We start from the raw sequence: 14,054 nt of genomic DNA, 5'->3' as shown, positions 1-14,054 counted from the left end.
GTTTCCTGTGGCCACTATTCCCTTTCATGACCGTACCCGCGCTGCGCCTGCAACAAGTTGTTCAACGCTATGGCCACACCAGCGTGCTGCGCGGCGTGAATCTGGAACTGCAACCGGGAGAATGCTTCGGCCTGGTGGGCGTCAACGGCGCCGGCAAGACCAGCCTGATCAAATGCGTGCTTGATTTTTGCGCGCTCGACGACGGCAGCATCGACATCTTCGGCCAGCCGCACCACCGCCCCGCCAGCCGCCAGCCACTCGGCTTTCTGCCGGAACGCTTCACGCCGCCGTACTACCTGACCGGGGCCGACTTCATACGCTATCTGCTGACCCTGCAAGGCCTGCGCTACGATGCCGGGGAAATCGCCGCGATGATGCGCGCGCTCGACCTCGACCCGGACGCGCTCAAGCGCACCGTGCGCGGCTATTCCAAAGGCATGACGCAAAAGCTGGGCCTGGCCGCCTGCCTGCTCGCGCGCAAGCCCCTCTATATATTGGACGAGCCGATGAGCGGCCTCGATCCAAAGGCCCGCGCGCTATTAAAAGAACAACTGCGCAGCCTTCACCGCGCCGGCAGCACGCTGTTCCTGACCTCGCACGCGCTGGCCGATGTGGACGAGCTGTGCGACCGCATGGCCATCCTGCATGACGGCCGGATCCGTTTTAGCGGCACGCCGGCGGAATGCCGCGAGCAATACGGCGCCGCGAGCCTGGAGCAAGCCTTCCTGGCCTGCATCGCGTGAGCAGCATGTACCAATCCCATTTCCAGTTGCGCGAATCGCCGTTCGGCATCACGCCGAACCCGGCCTTTTTCTATTCCGGCAACACGCGCGGCGAAATCCTCGAAGCGTTGCTGTATGCGGTGTGCCACGGCGAAGGCATCATCAAGGTGACCGGCGAGGTGGGCGCCGGCAAGACCATGTTGTGCCGCATGCTGGAGAGCCGGCTGCCGCCGCATATCGAGGTCATCTATCTGGTCAACCCCAATCTGAACCCGGTCGATGTCCAGTTCGCGATCGCCGCCGAACTGGGCCTGCCGACGCGCGGCTTCCGGGTTGACGAGGTCCAGCGCGGCCTGCACGCGCATTTGATCGCGCGCCACAGCCAGGGCCAGCAGGTCGTGCTGCTGGTCGAGGAGGCGCAGGCGATGCCGCTCGAAACGCTGGAAGCGATTCGCCTGCTGACCAATCTGGAAACGGCGCGCAGCAAGCTGCTGCAGATCGTGCTGTTCGGCCAGCCGGAGCTTGACCAGCATCTGGAACTGTCGAGCATGCGCCAGCTGCGCGAGCGCATCACGCACAGCTTCCACGTGCCGGCCATGGAAGCGGCGCTGGTGGCCGAGTTCCTCGACTTTCGCCTGCGCGCGGCCGGCCACGACGGTCCGGCCGTCTTCAGCGCGGCTGCCGCCAAAATGATCGGCGACAGTTCGGAGGGCATCGTCCGCCGCATCAACATCCTGGCCGACAAGGCGCTGCTGGCAGCCTTCGCCGACGACGCCGGCGTGGTCGACAAGCGTCATGTGCGCGCGGCGATCAGCGAATCGCCTTTTGGCCGTGGCTGCGCGGACACATTGTTAAATCGGCGCGCGGGCCGCTTCTTTAATCGGACTGTTGCAATCGGGTGTTTGCTGGGGCTTTTAATTGGAGCAATATGCTTGAGCGTCCTTGCGGTGGCACCGAATTTGTAAGATCATGCTAGCTATATTGCATATGCACAACATCCTGCGTTCCCCCCGGGCCGGAAGAAACAATGAATAAATTCGCCTTGACCATCGTCCCCGTGGCTTGCAGTGTGTTACTCGGCGCCTGCGCCACGCGTACGCTGCCGACCTCGCCCGCCCACGTTAGCGAAGCACCGCGCCCGGGCGGCTCGATTCCGGAGCCGGTGCGGCAAAGCGCGGTGCTGCCGCCGCCCAAGCCGGCCGCCAAGGTCGAGACCTACAGCGTCACCGTGCACAAGGTGCCGGTGCAGTCGCTGCTGTTCGCGCTGGCGCGCGACGCCGGCCTGAACGTGGACGTCCATCCCAGCATCGAGGGCATGGTCACGCTCAACGCGCTGGACCAGACCCTGCCGCAGCTGCTGAGCCGCATTCAGCGCCAGGTCGATATGCGTTATGAAATCAACAACGGCATTTTATCGGTGCTGCCGGATACGCCGGAGTGGCGCAACTACAAGATCGACTACGTCAACATTGCGCGCAGCACCAGCAGCAGCGTCAATATCGCGACGCAGATCTCTACCACCGGCGGCGGCAGCGGCGCCTCCAACCCGGTCGGCGCGACCGCGTCGGGCGGCGGCAACACGGGCGGCAACACCCAATCGTCGAACAGCAACAGTGGCACCGCCAACGGCAGCAACAACTCGACGACGGTGGTGAACAACCGTTCCGACAACAATTTCTGGTTCACGCTGGAAAAGAACATCCGCGACATGCTGCGCAACTCCAACCTGGCCGACAACCCGGTCGATCCACTGGCCGGCATCCAGCCGAACATCCAGCAAAGCACGGCGGACGGCTCGCAACAACCCGGCCGTGGCCAGCAGACGCCGGCGGTTCTTGACGGCGGCGCCTTCGGCCAGTCGCGCGCCAATAACACCCGTACCAACTCCGTCATCGTCAACGCCGAGGGCGGCTTGATCGCGGTGCGCGCGACCAGCCGCCAGCACGAGAAAATCCGCGAGTTCGTCGATATCGTGCTGGGCGCCGCCAAACGCCAGGTGCTGATCGAGGCGACTGTGATCGAGGTCCGCCTCAACAACAATTACCAGCAGGGCATCAACTGGTCGACCTTGTCGCGTTCGGGTCGCCTGGGCATGACCCAGGGCCAGGTCGGCACCACCACGCTGCCGAGCGCTGTCAATCCCGGCAGCAGCCAGGGCATTTTCCTGCTGAAATATAACAATCCCGTCACCAGCCTGGGCAGCATCGCCGCGACGCTGGAGCTGCTGGAATCGTTCGGCAAGGTCAAAGTACTATCGAGTCCAAAAATCAGCGTGATGAACAACCAGACGGCGCTGCTCAAGGTGGTCGACAACAATGTCTTCTTCTCGATCAAGGTCACGCCGGCCGTGCTGGGCCTGAACGGCACGCCGACCTCGCCGGCCACCTACGAATCGAAGCTGGAGACGGTGCCGGTCGGCTTTGTCATGAGCGTGACGCCGCAGATCGCCGACAATGACGACGTCACCATCAACGTGCGCCCGACCATCACGCGCATAGTCGGCACCGTCGAGGATCCGAATCCGGCGCTGGCCGCCGCCAACGTGCACAGCCTCGTGCCGGTGATCCAGGCGCGGGAGCTGGAATCGCTGATGAAAGTACCGAGCGGACAGATCGCCGTCATGGGCGGGCTGATGCAGGACTCGGTCGACAACGCCAAGGATTCGGTGCCGTTGCTGGGCAGCATGCCGGTGATCGGTGACCTGTTCTCGTTCCGTAACGAGAAAAGCACCAAGACCGAATTGGTGATCTTCATGCGCCCGATCGTGGTCAAGGACGCCAGCGTCAACGGCGACTACAAGGATTACCGCTACCTGCTGCCGGGCGAAAAGCCGGACAACGAACCCTACCCCGTGCCGACAGCCCCCCCTGCCCCCACCACCAACGGGAACGGATCATGAGCTTACTGATGCAGGCGCTAAAGAAGGCCGAGCGCGCCAAACAAAGCTCGGCGGTCGAGGACGAGGTGGACAAGCCGTCGGAGGAATTCGATGCGGTGCTGGCGCTCACGCCCGAGCCGGCGCCGCACGCCGCCGTGCCGCCAGCCAGGCGCGAGCTCAGTCTGGACCTGGAGCCGATGGCCGAATTCAGCCTGGAACCGCTGGCGCCCGAAGCGCCGGCCGCCAGCCTGACGCCGCGTCCCTCGCCAAGCCCGTTGCCACCGCCCAGCGATCATCTGGACGCCGGCCTGACGTTCGACCTGACGCCCGATCCCTCCGCGCCGGTGGCGCCAACACCGGCCGCGGCGGCGCCGCAGCGCGCGCAGCCGCAAGCGCCGCTGTCGGCCACGGCCTCCGCACCGACCGCCAGCGCCGCCGCCGGGCAAAGTACCCGGACCAACGCCCAGAGCACCGACAGCACCAACGCCGCCAGGCCCACGGCGGGCGCCAGAGCATCCGCCCCGGCCAAACCGCAGTCCAGCGACAAGGCCGCAGGCAAGCCGCGCGGCGCGGCGCGCGCCCGCGCGGCGGCCGCCACGACAGACGAGCCGGTCGGCATGGATCCGGAACGCCTGCGCCTGATCGGTCTGCTTACGATACTGGCGCTGATCGTCCTCGGCTTCGGCTATTACTATTGGCAGGCGGTGGTCGCACCCGGCGCCGGTTCACGCCTGCCGCCGGTGCCGATGCCGCCACCGGGCGCTACCGGCGCCACGCCGGTGCAGGTGATCGGCGCCGCCGCCGGTCAACCTGATCCAGGCGGCCAGCCAGCCACCGGCACCCCCGGCGGCTTCGCCGACCCGATGGCGGTCGATCCGAGCGGCAGCGCCATGCTGGCGCCGTCGGTCAACCGCGGCGGCCGCGACGACCTGGAGCTGCGCCTGGCACGTACCGAACAGGAACTGGCCGCCGCCCAGCAGGCGATCCAAACCCAGCTGGCAGCATCGACGCCGCGCGCGGAACGACTGCCGCCCGTCGCCGCGCCCGACAACAATGCCGAGATCCGCGTCGCCCGCGCCGTGCAGCCGGCCAGGATCGCGCCGGCCGTGGAAACCGCTTATCAATCCTTCAGCAACGGCGACCTGCCCAACGCGCAAAAGCAGTACGAGTCCGCACTGCGCCAGGAACCGACCAGCCGCGATGCGCTGCTGGGCCTGGCGATGGTGCATACCCGCCAGAACCAGGGCGCGCAAGCGGCGTCGTATTACCTGCGCATGCTTGAACTCGATCCGAACGACTCCACCGCAGTCGCCGGCCTGGTAAGCATGCGCTCGGGCGACGCCGCCCAAAGCGAAGGCCGCCTCAAGGCCATCCTGGCCACCAACCCGGAGGCCGGTCCGGCGCTGTTCGCGCTGGGCAACCTGTACGCGCAGCAGAACCGCTGGTCCGACGCCCAGCAAACCTTCTTCCGCGCCTACAGCGCCTCGCCCGACAATCCGGACTACGCCTACAACCTGGCCATCGGCCTGGACCGTCTGAACCAGGGCCGGCTCGCGCTGACCTACTATCAGCGCGCGCTGGTGCTGTCGCAGGACAAGGCGGCTGCCTTCGACCAGAAGGCGCTGCGCCTGCGCATGCACGAGCTGGGCGCTCCGGCGCAGCCATAAGAAACATCACCCACCACTATCGATGGCAGAACACGCAAAACTCCCGCTCGGCAAACTGCTGATCCAAAAAGGCGTCATCAGCGAAGACCAGCTGCGCATCGCGCTGATCGAGCAAAAACGCAGCAACGAGCCGCTGGGGAAACTGTTGATCACGCTGGGCTTCGTCACCGAGGCCACGGTGCGCATGGCGCTGTCGGAAAACCTGAACCAGCAAAGCGCCGACCTCACCAGTCTGGTGGTCGACGCCATCGCCCTTAAGCTGATCCCCAAGGAAGTGGCCAAGCGCTACCGCGTGTTCCCGATCGTCTACGAGCGCCAGACCGACAACCTGATCCTGGCCATGTCCGACACCAGCAACATCGTCGCGCTCGACCAGATCAGCGCCATGCTGGTCAAAGGCATCACCATCAGCCCGCTGCTGGTGAACGAATCGGACATCTCGCGCGCCATCGACCAGTACTACGGCTTCGAGCTGTCGATCGACGGCATCCTGCACGAAATCGAAACGGGCGAGGTGAATTACGCCAGCCTGGGCACCACCTCCGACGAGTACAGCCAGCCGATGGTGCGCCTGATGGACGCCATCCTGGCCGACGCCGTGCAAAACAGCGCCTCCGACATCCACTTCGAGCCGGAGCAATCGTTCCTGCGCATCCGCTACCGCATCGACGGCATCCTGCGCCAGATCCGCAGCCTGCACAAATCATACTGGCCGGCGATGGCCGTGCGCCTTAAAGTCATGTCGAACATGAACATCGCCGAGACGCGCGCGCCGCAGGACGGCCGCATCTCGATTAAATTCTCGGGCCGGCAGATCGACTTCCGCGCCTCGGCCCAGCCGACCACGCACGGCGAGAACTTCGTGCTGCGCGTGCTCGACCGTCAAAAGGGCCTGGTGCCGCTCGACGGCCTGGGCTTGGGCGAGGCCGAACTGAGCCTGCTGAAGCTGATGATCGCCCGCCCCGACGGCGTGATCCTGGTGACCGGCCCGACCGGTTCCGGCAAGACCACCACCCTGTATTCGATCCTGAACCACATCAATACCGAGAGCGTCAACATCATGACGCTGGAAGACCCGGTCGAATATCCGATGAACATGATCCGCCAGACGTCGGTCAACGAATCGGCCAAGATGGGCTTTGCCGAGGGCATCCGCTCGATGATGCGGCAAGACCCGGACATCATCCTGGTCGGCGAGATCCGCGACAAGGAAACCGCCGAGATGGCCTTCTCGGCGGCCATGACCGGCCACCAGGTCTATTCGACCCTGCACACCAACTCGGCGATCGGCTCGATCCCGCGCCTGCTCGACATCGGCGTCGTGCCCGACATCATGGCCGGCAACATCATCGGCATCATCGCCCAGCGCCTGGTGCGCAAGCTGTGCACCGCCTGCCGCGAGCCGCACATCGCCGACGATGTCGAACGGCGCCTGCTGGGACTGCCGGAGACGGCCGGTCCGCAAACCTTGTACCGCGCGGTCGGCTGCGACCATTGCGCGCACCAGGGCTACAAGGGCCGCATCGCCATCATCGAACTGCTGAAGATGACGCCGGCGCTCGACGAAATGGTGGCGCGCCGCGCCTCCTCGCGCGAGCTGAAGACGGCGGCCGCCAACAGCGGCTTCCACAGCCTGATCGACGACGGCGTGCGCCGCGTGCTCGAAGGCGTGACCACATTGGAAGAAGTTGGACGCGTAGTGGACCTCACCGAAAGGCTGGCCAACTGATGCCCCAATACTTCTACCGCGCGATGGACGCCGGCGGCCAGATCTCGCCCGGCAACATGGACGCCGCCAACGAGCCGGACCTGGAGCTGCGCCTGCACCGCATGGGGCTGGACCTGATCGATTGCCGCGTCTCGCGCGCCAAGGTCGTGGCGCTGAAACGCGTCATCACCCGCCGCGACCTGATCAACTTCTGCTTCCACATGGAGCAGCTGACCGGCGCCGGCGTGCCCATCCTCGAAGGCTTGAACGATCTGCGCGAGAGCATCGACCATCCGCGCTTCCGCGAAATGATCACCGGCCTGATCGAAAACATCGAGGGCGGCCAGCAATTGTCGGCCGCCCTGGCCGCCTATCCGGAGGTGTTCGACCTCACCTTCACCAGCCTGATCACCGCAGGCGAGCAAAGCGGCAAGCTGGCCGAGGTCTTCAAGAACCTGTCCGAAAGCCTGAAGTGGCAGGACGAGCTGGCCTCGCAGACCAAGAAAATCGTCATGTACCCCGCCGCCGTGGGCGTGTTCGTCACCGCCGTCACCTTCTTCCTGATGATCTACCTGGTGCCGCAGCTGACGTCCTTCGTCAAAAACATGGGCAACACCCTGCCGCTGCACACCAAGGCGCTGATTTTCGTCTCCAACATCTTCATCGATTACTGGTACGTGCTGGTGGCGGTGCCGCTGATCGCCTTCTTCGTCGGCCGCGCCTGGCTGGCGCGCAGCGAGCAGGCGCGCTACGCCGCCGACGGCTTCAAGCTGCGCGTCTGGATGATCGGCCCGGTGCTGCACAAGATCATCCTGGCCCGCTTCGCGACCTTCTTCGCGATGATGTACGGCTCCGGCATCACCATCCTCGAATGCATCCGCCTGTCCGAAGGCATCGTCGGCAACCGCGTGGTCGCGGCCGGCCTGCGCCGCGCCGGCCAGCTGATCTCCGAGGGCCAGGGCATCACGGCGGCGTTCCAGCACACCGGCATTTTCCCGCCGCTGGTGATCCGCATGCTCAAGGTCGGCGAGACCACCGGCGCGCTCGACGGCGCGCTGCGCAACGTCAGCTACTTCTACAACCGCGAAGTCAAGGAGATGATCGAGAAGGTGCAGGCGATGATAGAGCCGGCCATGACCGTGATCCTCGGCGTGATGGTCGGCTGGATCATGCTGTCGGTGATGGGTCCGATTTACGACACGATCAGCAAGATCAGAACCTGAGGCTGCCGTGACGAGCAAACACCTACTCTATCTCAGCAGCGAACAGCTGCACGCCTACCAGTGGCGCAACGGCCGCCTGACGGGCGGCGTGCGCTTCAACAACGACCGCGCCGGCGTCGACGATTTCATGGACTACATCGACCATGGCAACCACGCGCCGGTCTACCTGCTGGCCGACCTGATCGAGGAGGATTTCCAGCGCATCCACGTGCCGCACGTGGGTGGCCGGGCCGGCGCCAAGCTGATGCAGCGGCGCCTGCTGCAGCAATACCGCGAGACGCCATTCCGCCACCACGAGGTGCAGGGCCGCGAGGCATTGGGCCGGCGCGACGACATCGTGCTGCTGTCGGCGCTGACCAACCCGTCGTCGGTGCAGCCGTGGGCCGAGGCGCTCGAGCAACTGAAAATACCGCTGGCCGGGCTGTACTCGACCACCTTGCTGAGCGAGGCGCTGGTGCGCAAGCTGGCCATGCGCGACGAGCACCTGCTGCTGGTGACACAGCAATCGGCCGGCTGGCGCCAGAGCTACTTCCAGAACGGCCAGCTGAAATTCTCGCGGCTGACGCCTGCCATCGACCGCGACGGCGACGCCGTCAACATCGGCACCGAGACCGGCAAGACCCAGCAATTCCTGACCAGCGTGCGGCTGATGGCGCGCGGCAATGTGCTGGAGACGGCGGTGATCGCCCCCGCCGCCGCCATTCCCGCATTGGAAGCGCAATGCGAGGAAGGCGCCGAGACGGCTTTCCGCTTCGTCCCGCTGGAGGGCGTAAGCGACCGGCTCGGCATCAAAACCGGCGACGGCGACGTCGCCGACATGGCCCTCACGCTGACCGATCCGCTGATGCTGGCCTTCCTGGCGCGCACGCGTCCGCCCAGCCACTACACCTTGGGGCCGTTGCAACGCTACTTCAAGCTGTGGCGCGCGCGCGTCAACCTGTATCTGTTCAGCGGCGTGCTGGCGGCGGGCTGCGCGGTGCTGGCCGGGATCAACCTGTGGCAATCGGGCGACGCCCGCAGCGACACCGCGCGGCTGTCCGCCGAGGCGTCCTCGTACGACCAGCGCTACAGCGCCGTCATGGCAGCGATGCCGCCACGCGTGACCACCACCGCCAACATGCGCGCGGCCGTCAACGTCGAACGCATGCTGGTGACGCAGGGGCCGGGGCCGGAACAATTGATGGGCATCGTCAGCGCCGCGCTCGAACAGGCGCCGCAGGTCCGGCTGTTGCAGCTGGACTGGAAGGTCAATCTGCCGGCCACGCACGTCAGCGGCCAGGCCGGCGCGGCCGACATGGGCGGCGCCGGCCAGGTGGCGCCCATGTCGTCGCTGCTGGCGGGCATACCCGGGCGGCCGCCGCAGGCGCTGCTGCTGGAGGCGGAAATCATGACCGACCAGGACGACTACCGCAACGCCGTCAATACGATGAACCTGTTCGCGCAGCAGCTCGCCAGCCATCCGCGCCTGATCGTCGAGGTCGACAAGCCGCCGCTCGACACGCGCTCCTCCGTCAAGCTCAATGGCAAGGCCGGCGTGCAGGCGGTCGAGACGCGCGCCAAATTCTCCCTGAACCTCGTGTGGCAGCCATGAGCACTCATCCCGTCACCGGCAAAAAGCCGGCGCGCGCCAAGGTCGCGCTGCCCTACTGGATCAACGAGTTCGATCTGATCCGCACGTCCGTGCTGACCGCCGTCGCCGCCGTGACGATCGGCATGACCTGCGTGCTCGTCACCGGCTGGCGCCAGCAGGACGCCGAAGCCGAGCTGCAACGGGTGCAGCGCGTGCGCGACGCCGCCTATTCGCGCTATGCGCATGTGGACAACGAGAAGCGCGACATCCGCAACTTCCAGCAGCGCTATATCGAGTTGCGCGAGCGCGGGCTGATCGGCGAAGAGAAGCGCCTGGAGTGGGTCGACGCGATCCGGCAGACCCAGGAACAGCGCAGGTTGCTGCCGCTGAGCTATGAGATCGATCCGCAACAGCCGGTCAGGCTGGAGTCGGCGCTCGATCTGGGCGAGTACCAGTTGCAAGGCAGCCGCATGCGCTTGCACATGGAGTTGTTGCACGAAATGGATTTGTTCGATTTCCTGGGGGATTTGCGCGAGCGCGGTTTCTTTGCGGTGCAGGATTGTTCGATCAAGCGTCTGGCAGTGGCGGCCGGGGAGGCCGGGGCGGTGGCCGGACCGACCTTGGGGGCGGATTGCACGCTGAACTGGATTACGATGGCGCCGGCGCCGAAAGTGGCGCCTGCTGTTGAGCGCAAGAAGGGCAAGGCATGACGAGCGCCAATATGGGCGAGCACTACGGCGCGCGTTGGCATGCGCTGGCCGCCGCACTGATTTTATCGACCGCGTGTCACGGCGCTTACGCCACACCGGGGCGCTTGTTCAATACGCCCGCCGAGCGCTCGGTACTGGAGGCCAGTCGCGGCAAAGTGGTCAAGGACGGCGTCGGCGCGCAGGCGCAAGCGCCGACCCGGCCGGACGCTCCGCCGCCCAGGGAACCCAACACGGCGCCCCCTTCCGGCCCCGACGGCGTGCAGCCGGGACTGGCCAAGCCCGGCACGGCGGCCGGCATCGATGGCGCCGCGCCGCCGGCGCCGCCCGCGCCGGCGCAGCTGGAGATGAACGGTGTCGTCCGCAGCAGCAGCGGGCGCAGCACGGTTTGGCTGAACAACACGCCGCAGAGCGGTCCGCAGAACCAATTCAGCAACCGTCACAACAAGGCGCTGACGGTCACCCTGCCCTCCGGCAGAAAAATCCTGCTGCGGCCCGGCCAGCGCTACGACCTGGCCGATGGCCGCGTCAAGGATGTCAATGAACCGTGAACGCCTTCAGCCCTTGCGGCGGCGCCGCCGTCCGGCCTTGCCGCGTCGCCAGCGTGGCGCCGCGTTGCTGCTGTTGCTGGTGGTGCTGGGGCTGGGCGCGGCGTCGTTGTTGATGAGTTTATTCAGTCCGCCATCCGGCGAGTTGCGTCCCCAGGCGCTCACGCGCGAGTCGCTGGCGCAGGCGCGCGAGGCGCTGCTGGGCTATGCCATCGTGCACCGGCGCCTGCCGCGCCCGGCGCTGTCGGCCACCGACGGCCGCGAAAGTCCACGCCCCTGCACCAGCGACGCCGATTGCACCGGCTTTTTGCCGTGGATAACCCTGGGCCTGGTGCCGGGCGACGGCTGGAACAAGCTGCTGCGCTACAGCGTCTCACGCGACTTCGCCAACGGCAATCTCGACGAGCCTGTGGAGGCGGACAAGACCGTGTTCGACCGCACCGACGACGGCGCCGTGTTTTACCGCGTTGGCACGGCCAATTGCCGCGTCGACGACCGCTGCTCGCCGGCGGTCATCTACTCCAGCGGCAAGCATCTGGGCGTCAGCGTCGACGGCATCCCGCAACTGAGCGGCGTCACGGACAACCTCGACGAGCAGGCCAACGAAGTGGCCGTGCGCGAGTTCATGGCGCGCGCCGCCACCGGCGAGCCGCGCAGCATCGGCGGCAGCTTCAGCAACGAGGTCAGCTGGATACCGCTGCCGCTGATACGCAAGCGCGTGCGCGCCTCCACCACGCCCAAACGCTGAGCGCGCCCCCGAATCGACCAACATGATTTCTTATCCTTACATGCATTCACGCCACCGACAAGCCGGTTTTACCATCGTCGAAATCGCCATCGTCCTGCTGGTCGTCGGCCTGATGATCGGCGGTCTGGTGGCGCCGCTGTCGTCGCAACTGGAACAGCGCCGCGTGAGCGAGACGGTACGCGCCATGGACGAGGCCAAGGAGGCGCTGTTGGGCTTTTCCTTGCGCAACGGCTACCTGCCCTGCCCGGCCATCTCGGCCACCGACGGCCGCGAGGACCGCGCCGGCGCGGTCTGCAACAAACGCTTCGGCTACCTGCCGTGGGCAACCCTGGGCGTGGGCCGGCTCGACGGCTGGGGCCGCGTGCTGGCCTACAGCGTCACGCCGGCGTTCGCCGACAGCATCGCCTTTTTCACGCTCCTGACCAGGCGCGACATCACCATCGCCACGCGCAACGCCGGCGGCGGCGACCTCGTGCCCGCCACCGACGTCGACGATATTCCGGCCGCGATCATGTCGTTCGGCCGCAACGGTTACGGCGGCACCAGCGACCAAAACACCCGCATCCTCGACGCCGGCAACAACAACGTCGACGAAAAAACCAACCTGCAAAGCGGCGGCGTGGCGCTGATCAGCCGTCCGGCCAGCACCGACCCGCGCGGCGCCGGCGGCGAGTTCGACGACATCGTCACCTGGATCTCGCCCAACATCCTGTACAACCGCATGGTGGCGGCGCAAAAGTTGCCATGATGCGCACCCTGGCCGCCCTCACCATCGCCCGCTACACCCTGCTCGAAGCGCTGCGCAACCGGCTGCTGTGGTTGCTGCTCGTCATGGCGCTGGGCGCGGTCGGCGTCAGCGGCTTCCTGAATGAACTGGCGCTAACCGAGAGCCGGCAACTGCAGGCGGCGCTGCTTGGCGCGGTGCTGCGGCTGGCGGCGGTGTTCTTGATCGCCACTTTTGTCGTTACCAGCATGGTGCGCGAAGCCAACGACAAGGGACTGGAACTGCTGATGGCGCTGCCGCTGCCGCGCGCCGTGTATTTGCTAGGCAAGCTGGCCGGCTTCGCCGCGCTGGCGGTGCTGCCGGCCGCGCTGTTCGGCGCGCTGGCGCTGTTTTTCGCGCCGCCGGCGCAGGCGGCGCTGTGGGCCGTGTCGCTGCTGTGCGAATGCTGGATCGTCGCCGCCTTCAGCCTGCTGTGCATGCTGACCCTGAACCAGGTGCTGCCGGCGCTGGCCGCCGCCTTCGCTTTTTATGTGCTGGCGCGCGCCGTCGGCACGCTGCAATTGCTCGGCCACGGCGCCGGCGCCGCGCACAGCGCCGGCCAACAAGCGCTGGGCGCCGCCCTCGACGCCCTGGCGCTGCTGCTGCCGCACCTGGACCGCTTCACCCGCAGCGACTGGCTGGTCTACCACGACGGCGGCGCCGCCGAGCTGGTGGCCATCGCCGCGCAAACCGTCATTTACGTGGCGCTGATGGCGGCCGCCGGGTTGTTCGATTTGTACCGCAAGCAGATATGAGCATGCGCGCACAGGTCAAGCCGGTGGGCGCGGTGCCGCGCGCGGTCCTGGCGCTGCTGGCGCTGACCCTGGTGCTGCAAATACTATGGCAGGCCGGCGCAACGCCGCCGCGCGCGCGGGCCAGGGATTTGCCGCCGGCGCCGGCGCTGGCGGCGCTGCGGCTGGCGGCGCTCGGCGAGCCGGTGGCGCTGTCGAAACTGACGATGCTATACGTGCAGGGTTTCGACGAGCAGGCCGGCATGAGCATCGCCTGGCGCGACCTCGACTACGGCAAGGTGGCGCTGTGGCTGCAACGCGTGCTGGAACTCGATCCGCGCGGCCAATATCCGCTGCTGGCGGCCAGCGAGGTGTACGGCGCGGTGGCCGATCCGGCGCGCGCGCGCGTCATGCTCGACTTCGTTTATGCCCGTTTCGCCGAGGACCCGAACCGGCGTTGGCCATGGATGGCGCACGCGGCGCTGGTCGCCAGGCACCGGCTGCACGACTTGCCGCTGGCGCGCCGCTACGCACAGGCGATCCGGCTGCGCGCGACCGGCCCGCAAGTGCCCGCGTGGGCGCGTGAAATGGAAGTGTTCATCCTGGAAGACATGAATGAGCTCGACAGCGCCCGCGCGCTGATCGGCGGCCTGTTGCGGGACGGTTTGATCACCGATCCGCACGAGCTGAAGTTTTTATCGGACCGGCTCGATCAACTGAATCATCCACTGGATCGATCAAACGGTACGAACCGGCGGGACGGCGGTCCCAAGCCATAAACCTTGCTGT

The 14,054-nt window shown here is 66.5% G+C and carries 13 protein-coding genes; all 13 read left to right on the top strand.

Annotated features, from left to right (window positions below; all coding sequences use genetic code 11):
* The first annotated feature begins 26 nt into the window (after positions 1-26).
* The 13 genes from AC0IYS_RS13485 to AC0IYS_RS13425 all read left to right on the top strand — a co-directional run bounded on the left by AC0IYS_RS13485 (position 27) and on the right by AC0IYS_RS13425 (position 14,044).
* The gene (locus AC0IYS_RS13485; RefSeq protein ID WP_471705627.1) at positions 27-743 is read left to right on the top strand and encodes an ABC transporter ATP-binding protein; all 717 of its coding nucleotides are present in this window, start codon (positions 27-29) and stop codon (positions 741-743) included.
* A gap of 5 nt (positions 744-748) precedes the next feature.
* Complete coding sequence (locus AC0IYS_RS13480) at positions 749-1,687, top strand: ExeA family protein (RefSeq protein ID WP_471705626.1); 939 nt, start codon at positions 749-751, stop codon at positions 1,685-1,687.
* A gap of 62 nt (positions 1,688-1,749) precedes the next feature.
* Positions 1,750-3,621: a type II and III secretion system protein gene (locus tag AC0IYS_RS13475; protein WP_471705625.1), complete on the top strand. Its 1,872-nt coding sequence runs from the start codon at positions 1,750-1,752 to the stop codon at positions 3,619-3,621.
* Positions 3,618-5,267 (top strand): tetratricopeptide repeat protein, encoded by a 1,650-nt coding sequence (locus tag AC0IYS_RS13470; RefSeq protein WP_471705624.1) that lies wholly within the window; start codon positions 3,618-3,620, stop codon positions 5,265-5,267. The genes AC0IYS_RS13475 and AC0IYS_RS13470 overlap by 4 nt, the downstream gene beginning before the upstream one ends.
* 22 nt (positions 5,268-5,289) lie before the next feature.
* Positions 5,290-6,996, top strand: a complete 1,707-nt coding sequence (locus AC0IYS_RS13465) for a GspE/PulE family protein (protein ID WP_471705623.1) — start codon at positions 5,290-5,292, stop codon at positions 6,994-6,996.
* Positions 6,996-8,198: a type II secretion system F family protein gene (locus AC0IYS_RS13460; RefSeq protein ID WP_471705622.1), complete on the top strand. Its 1,203-nt coding sequence runs from the start codon at positions 6,996-6,998 to the stop codon at positions 8,196-8,198. The genes AC0IYS_RS13465 and AC0IYS_RS13460 overlap by 1 nt, the downstream gene beginning before the upstream one ends.
* 7 nt (positions 8,199-8,205) lie before the next feature.
* Positions 8,206-9,789: a hypothetical protein gene (locus AC0IYS_RS13455; protein ID WP_471705621.1), complete on the top strand. Its 1,584-nt coding sequence runs from the start codon at positions 8,206-8,208 to the stop codon at positions 9,787-9,789.
* Positions 9,786-10,478, top strand: coding sequence for a hypothetical protein (locus tag AC0IYS_RS13450; protein WP_471705620.1), 693 nt, complete (start codon positions 9,786-9,788; stop codon positions 10,476-10,478). The genes AC0IYS_RS13455 and AC0IYS_RS13450 overlap by 4 nt, the downstream gene beginning before the upstream one ends.
* Complete coding sequence (locus AC0IYS_RS13445) at positions 10,475-11,026, top strand: hypothetical protein (protein WP_471705619.1); 552 nt, start codon at positions 10,475-10,477, stop codon at positions 11,024-11,026. The genes AC0IYS_RS13450 and AC0IYS_RS13445 overlap by 4 nt, the downstream gene beginning before the upstream one ends.
* Positions 11,016-11,771: a hypothetical protein gene (locus AC0IYS_RS13440; RefSeq protein WP_471705618.1), complete on the top strand. Its 756-nt coding sequence runs from the start codon at positions 11,016-11,018 to the stop codon at positions 11,769-11,771. Before AC0IYS_RS13445 ends, AC0IYS_RS13440 begins: the two co-directional genes overlap by 11 nt.
* A gap of 40 nt (positions 11,772-11,811) precedes the next feature.
* Positions 11,812-12,519, top strand: a complete 708-nt coding sequence (locus AC0IYS_RS13435; RefSeq protein WP_471705617.1) for a type II secretion system protein — start codon at positions 11,812-11,814, stop codon at positions 12,517-12,519.
* On the top strand, positions 12,516-13,289 hold the full coding sequence (locus AC0IYS_RS13430) for an ABC transporter permease (protein WP_471705616.1): 774 nt from the start codon (positions 12,516-12,518) through the stop codon (positions 13,287-13,289). The genes AC0IYS_RS13435 and AC0IYS_RS13430 overlap by 4 nt, the downstream gene beginning before the upstream one ends.
* On the top strand, positions 13,286-14,044 hold the full coding sequence (locus AC0IYS_RS13425; RefSeq protein WP_471705615.1) for a hypothetical protein: 759 nt from the start codon (positions 13,286-13,288) through the stop codon (positions 14,042-14,044). The genes AC0IYS_RS13430 and AC0IYS_RS13425 overlap by 4 nt, the downstream gene beginning before the upstream one ends.
* The last annotated feature ends 10 nt before the right edge of the window (positions 14,045-14,054 follow it).

Source organism: Duganella sp. AC237 (assembly GCF_979254035.1).
The sequence above is the reverse complement of the archived record's forward strand: the minus strand, read 5'-3'. Positions and strand labels throughout refer to the sequence as shown.

Bases quoted from the DNA above. Each gene is read 5' to 3' on its own strand.
- AC0IYS_RS13440 (WP_471705618.1), top strand. From the start codon at position 11,016: ATGAACCGTGAACGCCTTCAGCCCTTGCGGCGGCGCCGCCGTCCGGCC.
- AC0IYS_RS13485 (WP_471705627.1), top strand. From the start codon at position 27: ATGACCGTACCCGCGCTGCGCCTGCAACAAGTTGTTCAACGCTATGGC.
- AC0IYS_RS13425 (WP_471705615.1), top strand. From the start codon at position 13,286: ATGAGCATGCGCGCACAGGTCAAGCCGGTGGGCGCGGTGCCGCGCGCG.
- AC0IYS_RS13460 (WP_471705622.1), top strand. From the start codon at position 6,996: ATGCCCCAATACTTCTACCGCGCGATGGACGCCGGCGGCCAGATCTCG.
- AC0IYS_RS13430 (WP_471705616.1), top strand. From the start codon at position 12,516: ATGATGCGCACCCTGGCCGCCCTCACCATCGCCCGCTACACCCTGCTC.
- AC0IYS_RS13445 (WP_471705619.1), top strand. From the start codon at position 10,475: ATGACGAGCGCCAATATGGGCGAGCACTACGGCGCGCGTTGGCATGCG.
- AC0IYS_RS13475 (WP_471705625.1), top strand. From the start codon at position 1,750: ATGAATAAATTCGCCTTGACCATCGTCCCCGTGGCTTGCAGTGTGTTA.
- AC0IYS_RS13480 (WP_471705626.1), top strand. From the start codon at position 749: ATGTACCAATCCCATTTCCAGTTGCGCGAATCGCCGTTCGGCATCACG.
- AC0IYS_RS13435 (WP_471705617.1), top strand. From the start codon at position 11,812: ATGCATTCACGCCACCGACAAGCCGGTTTTACCATCGTCGAAATCGCC.
- AC0IYS_RS13470 (WP_471705624.1), top strand. From the start codon at position 3,618: ATGAGCTTACTGATGCAGGCGCTAAAGAAGGCCGAGCGCGCCAAACAA.
- AC0IYS_RS13465 (WP_471705623.1), top strand. From the start codon at position 5,290: ATGGCAGAACACGCAAAACTCCCGCTCGGCAAACTGCTGATCCAAAAA.
- AC0IYS_RS13450 (WP_471705620.1), top strand. From the start codon at position 9,786: ATGAGCACTCATCCCGTCACCGGCAAAAAGCCGGCGCGCGCCAAGGTC.